Below are 13868 nucleotides of genomic sequence, written 5' to 3' on the forward strand. Positions count from 1 at the left end.
GACACCTGACGAAGGCAGAGAAGATGACCACGCGGACCCACCCCGTCGACCACGAACTGATCCAGGCCGCGGCGCATGTCGCCCGCACTCGCTGCCGGGGCGACCACCACACCATGGCAGCCGCGGCCCGCGCCCGGGACGGCCGGATCATCATCGCGGTGAACGCCTACCACTTCACCGGAGGCCCCTGCGCCGAGCTGGTCCTCATCGGCGCGGCAGCCGCCCAGGGCGCCTACGAGCTGGACACGATCGTCGCCGTGGGCGACCGCGACCGGGGGGTTGTCCCCCCGTGCGGCCGGTGTCGGCAAGTCCTCCTCGACTACTTCCCCGCCCTCGAGGTCATCGTCGGCAATGACGACCGCGTCCGTACTGTCCTCGTCGCCGACTTGCTGCCCGAGAGCTATGTCTGGGCCGACCACCAGCTCGACGCCGAGTAGGAGGACCTACTGGAAAGCCGGGATGACTTCCTTGATGAACAGCTCCAGGGACTTGCGCTTCTCCTCGTGCGGGAGGCTGTTGTCGATCCAGAAGCTGTACTCGTCGACGCCGAGTTCCTCGTAGGCGCGCAGCCGCTCGATGACCTCGGCCGGGGTGCCGATCATCGCGGTCCTGTGCAGCGACTCCGGACGGAACTCCGGGCGTTCTTCGAACTTCGACTCCGGGCTGGGCGGCAGGAACCCGTTCTGCGGGGTGGCTTTGTTGCCGAACCAGGCGTCGAAGGTGCGATAGAAGCGGTTGACGGCCTCCGCGGCCGGGCGCCAGCCGTCGGGCTCGTCGGGGGAGTGGACGTGGGTGTGGCGCAGCACCATCAGGTCGGGACGCGGCACCTCCGGGTGGTTCGCCACGGCGGTGTCGAACTTCTCCTTGAGGGTCGCGACTTCCTCGTCGCCCTTCATCAGCGGGGTGACCATGACATTGCAGCCCTGCGCCACCGCGAAGTCGTGGGAGGCGGGGTCGCGGGCGGCGATCCACATGGGCGGCGTGGGCTGCTGCACCGGCTTGGGCACACTGGTCGAGGTCGGGAACTGCCAGATCTCGCCGTCGTGCGCGTAGTCGCCCTGCCAGAGGGCGCGGACGGCGGGCACCAGTTCCCGCAGGTGCTTCCCGCCGTCGGCGGCGGGCAACCCGCCCGCCAGGCGGTCGAACTCGAACTGGTAGGCACCGCGGGCGAGTCCGACCTCCATCCGGCCGTCGCTGATCACGTCGAGCAGCGCGCATTCGCCGGCGACCCGGATCGGGTTCCAGAACGGGGCGATGATGGTGCCGGCGCCCAGGCGGATGGTGGAGGTCTTCGCGGCCAGATGGGCGAGGAGCGGCATCGGGCTCGGGGAGATGGTGTACTCCATCCCGTGGTGCTCGCCGATCCATACCGTGCCGAACCCGCCCGCCTCGGCCATCAGGGCGAGTTCGGAGAGGTTCTCGAAGAGCTGCCGGTGGCTGACCTCCTCGTCCCAGCGCTCCATGTGCACGAACAACGAAAACCTCATGACTGCTCCTCATGTGCTGTGGGGACCGGGGTTCCGGCGGCGTCCATCTCGGTGAGGGTGACGTCACCGGTGGCCCAGTGCGTCCGGGGGACCTCGTGGACGACGACGCGGATGTACTCGGGCCGGGTGTTCACGGTGCGCAGGACCGCGGCGTGCACCTCGTGCATCAGGTCCCTGATCTGATCCGGGGTACGGCCCTGTGCGAGGGTGATGGCGATCTGTGGCATGTCAGCTCCGCATGGTGAACGGATCGGCCACGGGCTCCTCGCTCGTGTTGATCCAGACGCTCTTGAGCCGGGTGTATTCCAGAATCGTCTCGGTGCCGTGCTCGACACCGACCCCGCTGGTCTTGAAGCCCTGGCGCGGTGACATCGGGGACATGGCCCGGTAGGTGTTGACCCACACGGTGCCGGCCTCCAGGCGCGATGCCATCCGGTGCGCCCGGGAGAGGTTCGTGGTCCACACGCCGGCCGCGAGACCGTATTCGGTGTCGTTGGCCAGGCGTACGACCTCGTCCTCGGTGTCGAACGGCATGACCGCCAGGACGGGGCCGAAGATCTCCTCGCGTACGACGCGCATGCTGTTGTCGACGTCCACGAGAACGGTCGGCTCGTAGAAGTACCCGCCGAGACCGCCGTCGGTGGCCCGGCCGCCGGTCAGTACCCGGGCGCCCTCGCCGCGGCCGAGGTCGACGTACCCGGCGACCTTGTCACGCTGGTCCTCGAAGGCCAGCGGGCCGAGCTCGGTCTTCTCGTCCAGGGGGTCGCCGATGACGATGCTCCGGGCGCGCTCCGAGACCCGCTCCAGCAGCTCGTCGTAGACGGACCGGTGCGCGAAGACCCGGCTGCCGGCGATGCACGTCTGCCCGGCTGCGGCGAAGATGCCGGCGACGACGCCCATCGCGGCGTTCGCGATGTTCGCGTCCTCGAAGACGATGTTGGGGGACTTGCCGCCGAGTTCGAGCGTGGAGCCGATGAAGCGGCTCGCGGTCGCGGCGGCGATACGCGCCCCGGTGGCGGTGCTGCCGGTGAAGGAGATCTTCGCGAGGTCGCGGTGGTCGACCAGGGCCTGCCCGGCCTCGGCGCCGAAACCGGTGACGACGTTCACCGCGCCCGGCGGGAACCCCGCCTCGACCGCCAGCTCGGCGAGCCTGAGGACGGTGGCCGAGGTGTACTCCGAGGGCTTGATCACGACGGTGTTGCCGGCGCAGAGCGCGGGCGCCAGCTTGCTGCTGGTCAGCGTCAGCGGGGAGTTCCACGGCGTGATCGCTCCGACCACACCGAGCGGCTCCCGGGCCGTGTAGTTGAGGACCTGCCGGTCAGAGGTCGGGATGAAGTCGCCGTGGATCTTGTCGGCCAGTCCGGCGTAGTAGTAGTAATACTCCGGCAGGGTGGCCAGCTGGCCGCGCATCTCGCGCAGCAGTTTGCCGTTGTCCTGCGTCTCCATCCGCGCCAGGTCTTCGGCGTTCTCGGCGATCAGGTCACCCAGGCGCCGCAGCAGGTGGCCGCGTCGCGTCTGACTGAGGTCGCGCCAGCGCGGGTCCTCGAACGCCCCGCGCGCGGCGGCCACGGCTTTGTCGATGTCGGCGGCGTCGCCGCGCGCGGCCCGGTAGAGGACCTCGCGGGTGGCGGGGTTGGTGCTCTCGAAGTACTCGCCCGACGCGGGCTCGACCGACGTCCCGCCGATGAAGTGCTGCAACGTGGTGAGGTCAGACATGTGAACACTCTCCGAGGAAGGTCGTGAGGGAGTCGACCAGCGCCTGGGGACGCTCGACGGGCAGCATGTGACGCGCCTCGGGGACGATCACCGCACGGCAGTCGGGCAGCGCCGCGGCGAGCCGGTGGGTCATCTCGGGAGTGGAGCCCGGATCGTTCTCACCCGTCACAGCCAGTGCCGGTACGGCGATGCGGCCCAGGTACGGCCCGAGTTCCGCGTCCGCCGAGGCGAACACGCGATAGCAGCCGAGGAAGGACTCGATGTCGTTGGAGAGCAGGGCGGCCTCGGTGCGGGCCACCCAGCCGGCGTCGACGTCCGTGCCCTCGTACCACCGCTTCAGGGATGCGGTCGCGCTGGCCGTGAAGTCGGCCTCCGCGGTGCGCAGCCGGGCGAGGACCGAGGTCCGCTCCTCGGTCGTGCGCCGGCACACCGAGCTGACCGAGGTCAGCGTCGCCACCAGCTGGGGGCGGTGCAGCGCCAGGTGTTGTGCCACGAGCGCGCCCAGCGAGAATCCGACCAGGTGCGAGCCGGCCGGGATCTCGCCGGCCACCCCGTCGGCCAGGTCGGAGAGGATCACTCGTTCGCGCACCGGCGGGCGTTCGCCGTGGCCCGGCAGGTCGGGGGAGATCACGTGGAAACGGTCGGCCAGGAGCGCGGCGGTGGGCTCCCACATGGTGTGGTCGAGCCCCACGCCGTGCAGCAGCACCACGGTGGGCTTGCTCATGTATGGCCTACTGCTCGGTCGAGAGCGGCGCCAGACGCTGCTGGGGGCGCCCCTGGGCGGCCGCGGCGAGCGCGATGACGATCTCGTTGGGGTGGGGGGCGTCGCTGATCCGGACCTCGATGGTCTGGTGGTGCGAGCGGATCGTGGCGTCGGTGATGTGCTTCAGCGGGATGTCGAAGACCACACCGGCGGGCCCGCGCTTCTCGACCGCGGGCAGCAGGGTGGTGGCGTTCGCGGCCTTGCGGAAGTGGTCACCGAACTTGAGCGTGTGGATCAGCCCCGAGCCGTGCTCGATCTCACCGTCCAGGCCCACGATGGCCGCCTTGCCGTACGCCTCGGCGGGCGCCTCCAGCGCGTCGAGCACGGCCGGGGCCAGCAGCGCGCCGAGGTCGGAGGCGTGCGCGTCGATGCCGGGACCCAGATCCTCGACGAAGCCCTGACCGGCCCAGGGGTTCTCGATCACCGCTGCGACGACGGCGATGCGGGCGGGGCGGTCCAGCGCGCGGCCGCCCTCGGTGCGGATCTCCTCGACGACGGTCACGATCTTGCGGACGCTCATGGGGCGACAACCTCCAGGGTTTCGGTGGTGACGACGGGGTCGGTCATGCGGTCCCCGATCCGGGGGTGCGGGCGCGGCCCCGTGGACGCGGCCGCGACGACGACGATCTCGTCCGGGCGCGGGGCGTCGGAGACGCGGGCACTGATGGTCTGGTAGTGACTGCGAGTCGAGGCGTGTGTCTTGTGCCAGAGCGGCACGACCAGCGTCTCACCCGCTTCGGCACGCGTGTCGGCGAAGCAGATGATCGACTCGCCCTGGAGGAACTCCCGCACCAGGTTGCCGAAGTACGGGGTGTGGATGAGGGCGCCGGCGTGCTCGATCTCGCCCGCCGTACCGACGAGGGCCGCCTTGCCGAACGATTCGATCTGGTCCACGCCGCCCAGGGAGGCGATGAGCCGGTCGGTGAGCAGGGTGGCGAGCACCGGCGCGATGCGCTCCTGCATCAGGGACAGATCAGCCGAGGGGCCGGTGCCCACCCACGGGTTCCGTATGACCGCGGCGGCGCTGGCACGCCAGGCGGGCCGCGCGGGTGCCGTTCCCGCCTCGGTCAGGACGACGTCTCGGTAGAGCACGAGCTTGCGGAGACCGATGCTCTCGTCGAGGTGATCCATACGCTCTTGCATGCCACAGGACGATAGGTGTCGCTTCCTGCATAGGTCAAGGGGTAAGTCGACGGCATGCGCAGAGTGCGTCCGGATCCCTTACGGGAACGCCTTTAGGTCAATGACCTGGGCTTATTGGCGGCAAGTCAAGTCGTGACGCGATTCCGCGGCACCGAACCCTTGACGCTCCATCTGTGGCGTGCCTTACTGCTGCTTGTATGCCAGACCGGATGGCCATCGTGCCCCGGACCCAAGGAGTTCTATGTCCAGTCACCTTGGAACGGGCGAGGAGACAACGCCCGCGACGTCGTCGGGGAGCGGTGGGGAAAGCACCACGGACGGCACCTACGCCGACCGCGACAGCGGCGGCAGACTCGGTTCCGTTTTCTGGACCTCGCTCGGTATCTCCACCGTCTTCGTAGCGTGGGCGGTGCTCTTCACTGACAACCTGAACGACGTCACCAACACCTCGCTGAACTGGGTGACGGCCACGTTCGGGTGGTCCTACCTGGTCGTGACGCTCGCCATCCTGGTCTTCCTGGTGTTCCTGGCCTTCAGCCCAGCCGGCGACATCCGGCTGGGCAAGGACAGCGACCGCCCCGAGTTCTCGACCATCACCTGGTTCGCCATGATCCTCAGCGCGGTCATGGGAATCGGACTCGTCTCCTACGGCGTCGCCGAACCGATCTCCCACCTGGCGACGCCACCGCACGGTCTCGCCGATCCGAACACTCCGGCGGCAGCGGTGCGCGCCCTCCAGTACTCCTACTTCGACTGGGGCCTGCAAGCCTGGGCGATCTTCGCCGTCTTCGGTCTGGCCATCGCTTACTCGACCCACCGCAAGGGCCGGCGCACCCTGGTGAGCCAGATGTTCAGGCCGCTGCTCGGCGACCGTGTCGACGGGCCGATCGGCAAGACGATCGACGTGCTCGCCGTGTTCGCGACGCTCTTCGGCACCACGACCTCCCTGGGCCTGGGAGCCCTTCAGGTCAACAACGGTCTCGGCCGGCTGTGGGGGATGCCGGTCAACAACGTGAGCCAGGTGCTCATCATCGCCGCCGTCACCGCGATCTTCACGCTCTCGGCGGTGACCGGTGTCAGCAAGGGAATCAAGTTCCTGAGCCAGGGCAGCAGTTTGCTGGCCATCGCGCTGTTCGTCTTCATGCTGGTCGTCGGCCCGACCGTGTTCATCGCGAACCTGTACATCGAGTCCGTGGGCCAGTGGGCCACCGACTTCTTCCGGATGAGCCTCCAGGGCACCGCGTTCGGCGGGCTCGAATGGATGCAGTGGTGGACCTACTTCATGATGGCCTGGTGGGTCTCCTGGGGCGCCTTCGTCGGCGTCTTCCTGGCCCGCATCTCGCGCGGCCGCACCATCCGCGGCTTCATCATGGGCGTACTGGTCGTCCCCAGCGTGGTCTTCTTCACCTGGTTCACGGTGTTCGGCGGTTCGGCGATCCACATCGACATGTTCGAGAAGGGCGACATCGCCAAGCAGACCGCGGCCGACATCAACAGCGCGTTCTTCGCGACTCTCGACCACTACCCGCTCGCCTCGGTCACCTCGGTGATCGCCATCATCCTGGTCGTGATGTTCTTCGTCTCCGGCGCGGACGCCAACACCTACGTGCTGTCCATGATGACCTCGAACGGATCGCTCACCCCGCGCCGTTCGGTGCTCATCCTCTGGGGCGTCCTCACCGGTGTCACCGCCGTCGTCCTCATGCTCGCCGGCGGACTGAACGCCCTCCAGAACACCGTCATCGTGACGTCGTTGCCCTTCCTGGTGATCATCGCCGGCCTGGCGGTGTCCTTCTGGAAGGAGCTGAGCGCAGACAGAAAGGAGATGACCGGTGCCGAACTCTGACGCCCGTCGTGGACTCATCGAGAAGGCGTGGACCGGGGCCTGGGGCCAGGGTGACGTCGATGCCCTCGACGCGTTGTTGAGCCCCGCGTACCTCCGGCACGGCCAGGACCCGCACCCGCAGGACCTGGAGGCCTTCAAGGCCTCGATCGTCTCGACCCGGTCGGCCTTCCCGGACCTGGTGACGACCATCGACGACATCGTGGTCGAGGGCGACCGGGCCGCGATCCGCTGGCACAGCACCGGAACCCACCAGAACTCGCTCCTCGGAGTGCCCGCCACCAAACGGCACGTCGAGGTCAGCGGCGCCACGTTCGCCCGCTTCGAGGGGGACCGGATCGTCGAGGAGCACGTGACGTGGGATGCCCGCTCGCTGCTCTCGGCGCTGGGCGTCATCCGGGTGGGACAGGACTGACGATCAACATGACAAGGAGCACCTTCATGACCCCGCTCGCCTCGAAGCCCGACCTCGACGTGATGAAGCAGGTCAACCGGCAGTTCGTCACCGGTGTCACGGTCGTGACCGCGATGGACGGGGAGACGCCCAGGGGGCTGGCCGTGAACGCGTTCTCGAGCATCTCGCTCGACCCGGCCACCGTGATGGTGTGCGTCCAGCGCACCTCCTCCACCCACGACTGTCTGTTCAGCGCGAGCCACCTCGCGATCAACATCCTGTCCACGGACCAGCTGGACGTCGTCGGTACGTTCGCGAGCAAGGCCACCGACAAGTTCGAGAAGGTGGAGTGGGAGGGCGGCCCGTTCGGCAGCCCGCTGATCGCCCGGAGCAGTGCGCAGATGGAGGTCGAGATCCGCGAGCGGCTGCAGGCCAGCACGCACACCGTGTTCATCTGCCGCGTGGTGCACGCCACCGTCTGCGAGCGTCCTCCGATGGTCTACAGCGCGGGTAAGTTCTTCGACGGCGGCGCGCTCGCGCCGCTGGGATGACCGGCGGGCGGCTCGGGACACGGAGGAGGGTTCGGTGAATCGCGAACAGAGCGAACCGAAGAACGGGTCGATGCAGGCCAGGGTGATCGCCGAGATGCGCCGGCGGATCATCAAGGGAGACATCGAGCCGGGGGCTCCGCTCTCGGAGCTCGCCCTCGCGGAGGAGTTCGGCGTCAGTCGTACGCCGGTACGTGAAGCCCTCAAGCAGCTGCAGACCGAAGGGCTCGTGGAGATCCGCCCCCGCGTCGGGACGTTCGTCACCACCCCCTCCCGTCGCGAGATCACCGAACTCTTCGAGATGAAGGAACTCCTGGAGGGCGCGGCTGCCCGCCTCCTCGCCCGGCGCGGTCGGGTCGCCGAGATCGACCTGCTCGAGCGGAACCTGCGCGAGGCCGATGACGCGGTGGAGCGGGACGATCGTGAGCGGTACGCGGAACTGGTTCAGGAGTTCCACGACCTGCTCATCTCGGGTGCCGACAACAGCAAGTTGGAGGCCCACTACCGGATGCTGATGAACCAGCTGGCCTACTCCCGCCTGGTGAACACGTCGCTGAGCCAGCCGGGCCGCGCGCTGCAGTCGGACCGTGAGCACCACCTCGTCCTGGGGCTGATCCTGGAGAAGGACGGCGACAGCGCCGAGCACGTGATGCGTGAGCACGTCAGGTCCAGCCGACGTGCGCTGCTGGCGGGGCTGCCCATCGCCGGTCCGCACGGGAGGTCCGGCACCGCGGGTTCCTGATGCCGCTGCCCGACACGTCGTCCGCCGCCGTCACCTGACGGCCGTCCGGGCCGGGTCCCGCCTCTCAGGAGGTGGTGCCCGGCCCTTCGGCTTACGGGACCTTCCACCGCCCATGACGACCGACCCGGCAACGGACGTCCCGATCTCGCCGAGCTGTGCCAAGCTCCTCCGGGTCCAGTCCGTCGAGGAACTCCGCGACGAGGGCGTCGGCTTCGCCGGGTACGCGACCGGCGCGCTCGGCCGGCAGCCCGGCGACCCCGATGTCATCGCCCACCCCGACGCCCGCTCCTACACGCCGATCCCTTCGTCGAACCGGGCCTCGCGCTCGTGCACTGCGACCGTACGTCGAGGCAGAACACTGGGAGCGATATCAGCTCCCGGACCTGCCTGGCGGCCTCGGGCTCCGGGCGATCAGGACGCCGCTGACGAGGAGTGACGCCGGTCAGGCGCATCGCGGTCGCCGCAGTCCTGACCGGCGCGTCTTGGTCAGGGAGCGGACCTCAGCGGCGGTGCCTGCCACGTCATCCCGGGTGGCTGGAGCAGGGGCGAGGGCTCGGGGCCGGGGTCATCGGTGTCGACGACTCCGGCGGCCGTGTGGTCGAAGTCGGCGGGCCAGCGGGTGTGCTCACTGGCCAGGGCGCCGGTCAGGCGTGCTTCGAGAAGGTTGGCGGTGCTCAAGTCGGTGCCGCGCAGGTCGGCCATACGGAGGTCGGCGCGGTGGAAGACCGCGCCGTGGGCGTCGGCCTTGCGCAGGTTCGCCTCGCGCAGGTCGGTCTCGGTGAAGTCGACGTCACGCAAGTCGGTTTCGACCAGCTTCGCGGCCCGTAGGTCGCCCAGAATGCAGCGAGCCCGGCGGAGAATCGCAGTCGTGAGGTCGGCGTGCCGCAGATTGACCGAGACCAGGGACGCCTGGGTCAGATTGGCGTGGTACAGGCCCGCCGCCTCCAAGCAAGCGCGGTCGAAGTTGACCTCGGGGAACCACAGTCCGTCGCAGTCGGCCCGGCGCAAGTCGGTGATGCTGAGATTGACCCAGGACTGCTCCCGGTGCCGGCACAGTACGCCGAGCGCGGTCAGCGCCACCTGGGCGTCGGCGGCGCGGGTCTCCAGGGGTGCGATGTCGTTGATGGGCACGTCCGCCGCCGGTGATTCCGGCCCGGCGGGTGGCCAGGGCAGGTGTGTACGCAGATACGCGGCCTGGATGGAGATGATGGCCTCCCGGTCGCGGGCGGACTGCTCCGCGATCCGCCACAGCGCGTGCAACCCGCCGATGCGCACATCCAGCTTGTCGCTGCCCAGCTGCTCGACGGCCCGGCTGAATCGGTCGGTGACGTAGCCCTCCTGGGTGGCGCGCAAACCGTCCTGACTCACCCGCAGTTGCCGCCAGGTGGCGTACGCGCCGAAGAGCACGACCAGGCCGCCGACCACCTGCAGAAGCGTCGTACGGACATCGTTCACCGCCTTCAGCCGATCCTGCGCGGCGACGCTCGCCCCGGCGAGATCGTGGTCGACCACCACCCCTGGCATGACGACGAACACCGTGCCCAGAATGACCAGCCCCGCCCCGGCCAGCAGACCTGCGGCTACCCGACGCCTGACCAGCCCGTCGTGCCATGCCCGTCGCCCGCGGTCTGGTACCCCCATCTCCATGGGCATGGGAGCCTAGGCGCCGCTCAGAAGACGATCAAGAGTGCTGTGCCAGTGGCCCGTGACATGAGAACGGCCGTATGGGCTGGGTGAGTTGTGAGGCTTGCCTGGGCCCGAGTGGTCTGGTCCCATCCTGCCGACCGGCACGGCCGCCCTCATCGCGCTCGGCGCCAACCACCCCAGGTGCGACGCCGAGTACCGCGAACTCGGCTCCGCCGCCGGGTACTTCGACGAGCAGCTTGCCAACTTCCCGCGCGTGACGACCCGCCGCATCTTGAGCCGGAGGACCTGGTCGCGCTTACCATCGAGTCCGCCGCCATGGCCCGCGTTCCGCTCGCGGGCACAGGCTGGATCCCGGGGGAGGGGCTGTGATCGCTGTTGTGGGTGCCGGGCTGATGGGCGCGGCCACCGCCTGGCAACTGGCCCGCCGCGGCCACGAGGTCACCCTGATCGAGGCCTACGCCATCGGCCACAAGCACGGCAGTTCGCACGGCAGCTCACGGATCGTCCGGCGGGCGTACGCCGACCCCTTCTACGTACGGCTGACCGGGAAGGCGTACGAGCAGTGGCGCGAGCTGGAAGACGACAGCTCGACTCCTCTGCTGCGCACGACCGGTGGCCTCGACATGGGCGAGGAACGTGACCCGGAGGCGATCGCCGACCTCCTTGCCGCGGCCGGAGTACCCCACGAAGTCCTCGGTCCGGAGGCCGCGTCGGAGCGCTGGCCGTACATCCACTTCACAGGTCCGGTGCTCCACCACCCCGACGCGGGTGTGGTCAACGCCGACGAGACCGTCGCGGCCTGCGTGCGGAGGGCCGTCGAACACGGCGCACGAGCGATCACCGGCACGCGTGTCACGGGCATCGACGTCCGAGGAGGAGAGAAGGCCCTCCTGCACACCGACGACGGCCGCGAGATCGTCGCCGACACGGTGGTGATCGCGGCCGGCTCCTGGCTGCCGGACCTCGAACTCCCCGTCCCGCTACCGCAGTTGCGGGTGACCCAGCAGCAGGTCTTCCACTTCCGGCAGCGCGACCCGTCCGTCCGGTGGCCGACCCTGATCTGGGACGGTGAGCTTCACCTGTACGGCCTGCCCTCGGGCAGCGACGGCGGCCCGTTCCCCGCGGTAAAGGTGGCCGAGCACGACCGAGGCACCCCCACCACGGCCCGTACTCGCGACAGGGTCGTCGACCCGGCGTCCCGGACACGGGTGAGCGGCTTCGTGCGGGAGCGCCTGCCGGGTCTCGAACCCGACCCGGTGGCCGAAGCGACCTGCCTCTACACCACCACCCCCGACGAGGACTTCGTCCTCGACCGGCACGGCCCCTTCGTCATCGCCTCCGCGTGCTCCGGCCACGGCGCCAAGTTCGCCCCGCTCATCGGCGCGATGGCAGCCGACCTCGCCACCGGCCACGCTGATCCCCACCCCCGCTTCAGACTGGACCGCGCGGGCTAGGAAATTCGCCGGTGAGCGAGCACCCCACCCCCGTGGAGGACTCCGACGACAAGGCCCTGGAGCGCGTCATCGCGGTCCAGGGCCCGCGAGTCGGTCTGGACGTCCCGGTCACGGCCCTGTTCCGCGGCATGGACGACGAACGCGAGGCCGTGTTCGTCCGCGCCGGTCATGGCGTCCGGATCGTCCGGCGGGCACCGAGGCCGGCCACGCGTACGCCCAACTCGGCTCCCTGCGAGGCGCCCACGAGCGCGTGGACGCCCTCCTGGTCACGCTGACCGAGCAGAGCGAGGTCTTCCCGCTCTTCCAGCACGCGGGCACCGATTCCTGTACATGCTGGAAGGCGTCATGGTCTATGGCCACGGCAAGTCCAGCTACACCCTGCGCCCCGGCGACGCCCTCCAGTGCGACGGCAACCGCAGGGAATCAGTGGCGTCCGGCCCTTTCTGTCAGCCGTAGGGCCTCGGCCAGCGCGCGCCATACCTCCGCCGACAGTTCGGTGTTGGCGGACTGTTGCGCCTCCTTGGCGATGCGTTCGAGCTCGACCACGGCGGCAGCATGGTCGCCTTCGATGATCGCTATCTGGTTCCGCAGAACGTCCAGACGCATCTGGTCACGCACGCCGATGCCGTCAGGCCGCTCGCCGAGGCGGTCGCACAGCTCCCGAGCCTCTTCGTACCGCCCTTCGTGGAAGGCGAGTTGGGACTGAAGGAGGAGCAGTTCGCGTTGATGGACGGGCATGCCGACAATCTGGGCCACGGTGGCGGCCTCGTCCAGGAGAGTCCGTGCCTCGCCCGTGTCCCGTGAGACCATGCGCAGGTACATCGATGCCGCGGCGAGCCTCAGCCGCATCCACAGCACAGGGTCCTCGTTGCTGGGCAGTATCTCCAGAGCGCGCGTCATCGGCTCGATGGCCGCCTCGTGGTCTCCCTGACGCGCGCACACGGTCGCGGTAGTCCACAACGCCTCGACCTTGAGGCGCAAGGGCAGCTCTTCGGAGAGCGTTTCGATCAGCCGGTCCGCGTTCGCCCGTGCCTGGGCGGTCTGCCCGCTCTCCGCGTCGACGGAGATCAAGGTGAGCAGTGCCTCGACGACGTCCCGGTAAGGGAGGCCGTGCTCTTCGGCGAGAGTCAGGCTTTCCTCCACGCGAGTGCGTGCCTGGTTGAAGTCACCCGAGGCGCGCAGCAGCCGCGCGAGTCTGACCCTCGAACGGGAGCGCAGCTCCGGCAGGCCGGTCCTGTCGCCGAGTGCGGTGATCTCCTGGAGCAGGGCCAGTTCCTCGCTCACTCTTCCCTGCTGCTGGTAGCAGCGGGCGAGGACCCACTGCGCCTGCCAGCGCAGCACGGGGTCGGCATCCTGCTCCTGCAGAAGGGCTTCCTCCAGTGCTGCGGCCATGGCCGGCGACTCTCCGACGGAGGTGACGGCGGCGAGGGCTCGGGTCAGGGCGCTCCCCGCTGTGGTGTGGAAGGCGGAAAGGGACACCTTGAGCTTCTTGCAGAGGTGGGACATCACGCGCTCGGTGGGAGGCCGGGTGCCAGATTCCAGCCTCGACAGGTATGCGGGAGAGAATTCCCCGCCAGCGAGCTGTACCTGCGACAAGCCCTGGGCGACACGAAGTGCCCGGAGTCGATGTCCGAAGGAAGGCTGCTGCAGGATCTGGTCGATTCCGCTAGGCATGTCCGACATCCTGCTATCCGGTCGAGCGTCCTGTCAAATGTATGTCATCTTTTTGACTCCGCTTGGCATTTTCGACTACGGCCAGTCGATCTCGTCGTTCACGATTGCCTTCGGGGTGGACATCGTTCGGCCCCACGCCATGGATGTCTCAAGGTCTCCGAAGCCAACCGTCAGCACCGTTAACAGTCCAGCAAGCGCCGCAATCTTCAGCCTCATACGCTGCTTCATGACTCCCCCTGGAGACGTTGCAGTCTGTCTGCCGTTTGGCAATTCTCTTGAGCCTGCGAACTGGCCTTACTTAACCATGGTGGGCCTTCTGTGACAAGGGTTGTCAATTAATTGACAACATTGGACATGATCCTTAACCTCGATCTTTCGTGACGGTCCGCCGACGGAGTCGGTGGGCCGTTTCGCTTTCTGTGGCTGGTGGTGGGCAGGCTGAGGAGCCGTGTGTCGT

Annotated in this window: 17 protein-coding genes; 8 read left to right on the plus strand and 9 right to left on the minus strand. The window is 68.6% G+C overall.

What is annotated here, in order from left to right:
- Window positions 1-23: 23 nt before the first annotated feature.
- On the plus strand, window positions 24-437 hold the full coding sequence (locus tag ACFU95_RS35350) for a cytidine deaminase (protein WP_383836538.1): 414 nt from the start codon (window positions 24-26) through the stop codon (window positions 435-437).
- 6 nt (window positions 438-443) lie between these two features.
- On the opposite strand, the gene ACFU95_RS35355 is transcribed toward ACFU95_RS35350, so the two are convergent.
- From ACFU95_RS35355 to ACFU95_RS35380, 6 genes are read right to left on the minus strand one after another with little or no spacing between them, the layout of a single operon-like run.
- On the minus strand, window positions 444-1487 hold the full coding sequence (locus tag ACFU95_RS35355) for an LLM class flavin-dependent oxidoreductase (RefSeq protein WP_383836541.1): 1044 nt from the start codon (window positions 1485-1487) through the stop codon (window positions 444-446).
- Window positions 1484-1714: a 4-oxalocrotonate tautomerase family protein gene (locus tag ACFU95_RS35360; protein ID WP_383836544.1), complete on the minus strand. Its 231-nt coding sequence runs from the start codon at window positions 1712-1714 to the stop codon at window positions 1484-1486. Before ACFU95_RS35360 ends, ACFU95_RS35355 begins: the two co-directional genes overlap by 4 nt.
- A gap of 1 nt (window position 1715) precedes the next feature.
- Entirely contained in the window at window positions 1716-3203 is a 1488-nt protein-coding gene (locus tag ACFU95_RS35365; protein ID WP_383836547.1) for an aldehyde dehydrogenase, read from the minus strand.
- Complete coding sequence (locus tag ACFU95_RS35370; RefSeq protein ID WP_383836550.1) at window positions 3196-3927, minus strand: alpha/beta fold hydrolase; 732 nt, start codon at window positions 3925-3927, stop codon at window positions 3196-3198. Before ACFU95_RS35370 ends, ACFU95_RS35365 begins: the two co-directional genes overlap by 8 nt.
- Window positions 3928-3934: 7 nt before the next feature.
- A complete protein-coding gene (locus ACFU95_RS35375; protein WP_383836553.1) occupies window positions 3935-4486 on the minus strand; it encodes an amino acid synthesis family protein in 552 nt (183 codons plus the stop codon).
- Complete coding sequence (locus ACFU95_RS35380; RefSeq protein ID WP_383836556.1) at window positions 4483-5109, minus strand: amino acid synthesis family protein; 627 nt, start codon at window positions 5107-5109, stop codon at window positions 4483-4485. The genes ACFU95_RS35375 and ACFU95_RS35380 overlap by 4 nt, the downstream gene beginning before the upstream one ends.
- A gap of 241 nt (window positions 5110-5350) precedes the next feature.
- Between ACFU95_RS35380 and ACFU95_RS35385 the strand changes: the two genes are divergently transcribed.
- The 5 genes from ACFU95_RS35385 to ACFU95_RS35405 all read left to right on the plus strand — a co-directional run bounded on the left by ACFU95_RS35385 (window position 5351) and on the right by ACFU95_RS35405 (window position 9072).
- A complete protein-coding gene (locus tag ACFU95_RS35385) occupies window positions 5351-6955 on the plus strand; it encodes a BCCT family transporter (protein ID WP_383836559.1) in 1605 nt (534 codons plus the stop codon).
- Window positions 6942-7367: an ester cyclase gene (locus tag ACFU95_RS35390; RefSeq protein WP_383836562.1), complete on the plus strand. Its 426-nt coding sequence runs from the start codon at window positions 6942-6944 to the stop codon at window positions 7365-7367. Before ACFU95_RS35385 ends, ACFU95_RS35390 begins: the two co-directional genes overlap by 14 nt.
- Window positions 7368-7393: 26 nt before the next feature.
- Window positions 7394-7897, plus strand: a complete 504-nt coding sequence (locus tag ACFU95_RS35395; RefSeq protein ID WP_383836565.1) for a flavin reductase family protein — start codon at window positions 7394-7396, stop codon at window positions 7895-7897.
- Between the two features lie 34 nt (window positions 7898-7931).
- A complete protein-coding gene (locus ACFU95_RS35400; RefSeq protein WP_383836568.1) occupies window positions 7932-8636 on the plus strand; it encodes a GntR family transcriptional regulator in 705 nt (234 codons plus the stop codon).
- Between the two features lie 112 nt (window positions 8637-8748).
- Window positions 8749-9072: a hypothetical protein gene (locus ACFU95_RS35405; RefSeq protein WP_383836571.1), complete on the plus strand. Its 324-nt coding sequence runs from the start codon at window positions 8749-8751 to the stop codon at window positions 9070-9072.
- A gap of 50 nt (window positions 9073-9122) precedes the next feature.
- On the opposite strand, the gene ACFU95_RS35410 is transcribed toward ACFU95_RS35405, so the two are convergent.
- Window positions 9123-10277, minus strand: coding sequence for a pentapeptide repeat-containing protein (locus ACFU95_RS35410; protein WP_383836574.1), 1155 nt, complete (start codon window positions 10275-10277; stop codon window positions 9123-9125).
- 371 nt (window positions 10278-10648) lie between these two features.
- Between ACFU95_RS35410 and ACFU95_RS35415 the strand changes: the two genes are divergently transcribed.
- Together ACFU95_RS35415 and ACFU95_RS35420 are read left to right on the plus strand one after the other, a co-directional pair.
- Window positions 10649-11737, plus strand: a complete 1089-nt coding sequence (locus ACFU95_RS35415) for an FAD-dependent oxidoreductase (RefSeq protein WP_383836577.1) — start codon at window positions 10649-10651, stop codon at window positions 11735-11737.
- Window positions 11738-11748: 11 nt separating this feature from the next.
- The gene (locus ACFU95_RS35420) at window positions 11749-12012 is read left to right on the plus strand and encodes a hypothetical protein (protein WP_383836580.1); all 264 of its coding nucleotides are present in this window, start codon (window positions 11749-11751) and stop codon (window positions 12010-12012) included.
- Window positions 12013-12160: 148 nt separating this feature from the next.
- On the opposite strand, the gene ACFU95_RS35425 is transcribed toward ACFU95_RS35420, so the two are convergent.
- Window positions 12161-13420, minus strand: coding sequence for a tetratricopeptide repeat protein (locus tag ACFU95_RS35425; RefSeq protein WP_383836583.1), 1260 nt, complete (start codon window positions 13418-13420; stop codon window positions 12161-12163).
- Between the two features lie 66 nt (window positions 13421-13486).
- Complete coding sequence (locus ACFU95_RS35430; RefSeq protein ID WP_383836586.1) at window positions 13487-13639, minus strand: hypothetical protein; 153 nt, start codon at window positions 13637-13639, stop codon at window positions 13487-13489.
- Window positions 13640-13868: the final 229 nt, after the last annotated feature.

The sequence above is a fragment of the Streptomyces sp. NPDC057623 genome, from assembly GCF_042800355.1.
Lineage (GTDB): Bacteria > Actinomycetota > Actinomycetes > Streptomycetales > Streptomycetaceae > Streptomyces.

What these genes read in the sequence shown, in the direction of transcription:
- ACFU95_RS35350 (WP_383836538.1), top strand. Translation starts at nt 24, where the DNA reads ATGACCACGCGGACCCACCCCGTCGACCACGAACTGATCCAGGCCGCG.
- ACFU95_RS35355 (WP_383836541.1), bottom strand. Translation starts at nt 1,487, where the DNA reads ATGAGGTTTTCGTTGTTCGTGCACATGGAGCGCTGGGACGAGGAGGTC.
- ACFU95_RS35360 (WP_383836544.1), bottom strand. Translation starts at nt 1,714, where the DNA reads ATGCCACAGATCGCCATCACCCTCGCACAGGGCCGTACCCCGGATCAG.
- ACFU95_RS35365 (WP_383836547.1), bottom strand. Translation starts at nt 3,203, where the DNA reads ATGTCTGACCTCACCACGTTGCAGCACTTCATCGGCGGGACGTCGGTC.
- ACFU95_RS35370 (WP_383836550.1), bottom strand. Translation starts at nt 3,927, where the DNA reads ATGAGCAAGCCCACCGTGGTGCTGCTGCACGGCGTGGGGCTCGACCAC.
- ACFU95_RS35375 (WP_383836553.1), bottom strand. Translation starts at nt 4,486, where the DNA reads ATGAGCGTCCGCAAGATCGTGACCGTCGTCGAGGAGATCCGCACCGAG.
- ACFU95_RS35380 (WP_383836556.1), bottom strand. Translation starts at nt 5,109, where the DNA reads ATGCAAGAGCGTATGGATCACCTCGACGAGAGCATCGGTCTCCGCAAG.
- ACFU95_RS35385 (WP_383836559.1), top strand. Translation starts at nt 5,351, where the DNA reads ATGTCCAGTCACCTTGGAACGGGCGAGGAGACAACGCCCGCGACGTCG.
- ACFU95_RS35395 (WP_383836565.1), top strand. Translation starts at nt 7,394, where the DNA reads ATGACCCCGCTCGCCTCGAAGCCCGACCTCGACGTGATGAAGCAGGTC.
- ACFU95_RS35405 (WP_383836571.1), top strand. Translation starts at nt 8,749, where the DNA reads ATGACGACCGACCCGGCAACGGACGTCCCGATCTCGCCGAGCTGTGCC.
- ACFU95_RS35410 (WP_383836574.1), bottom strand. Translation starts at nt 10,277, where the DNA reads ATGGGGGTACCAGACCGCGGGCGACGGGCATGGCACGACGGGCTGGTC.
- ACFU95_RS35425 (WP_383836583.1), bottom strand. Translation starts at nt 13,420, where the DNA reads ATGTCGGACATGCCTAGCGGAATCGACCAGATCCTGCAGCAGCCTTCC.
- ACFU95_RS35430 (WP_383836586.1), bottom strand. Translation starts at nt 13,639, where the DNA reads ATGAAGCAGCGTATGAGGCTGAAGATTGCGGCGCTTGCTGGACTGTTA.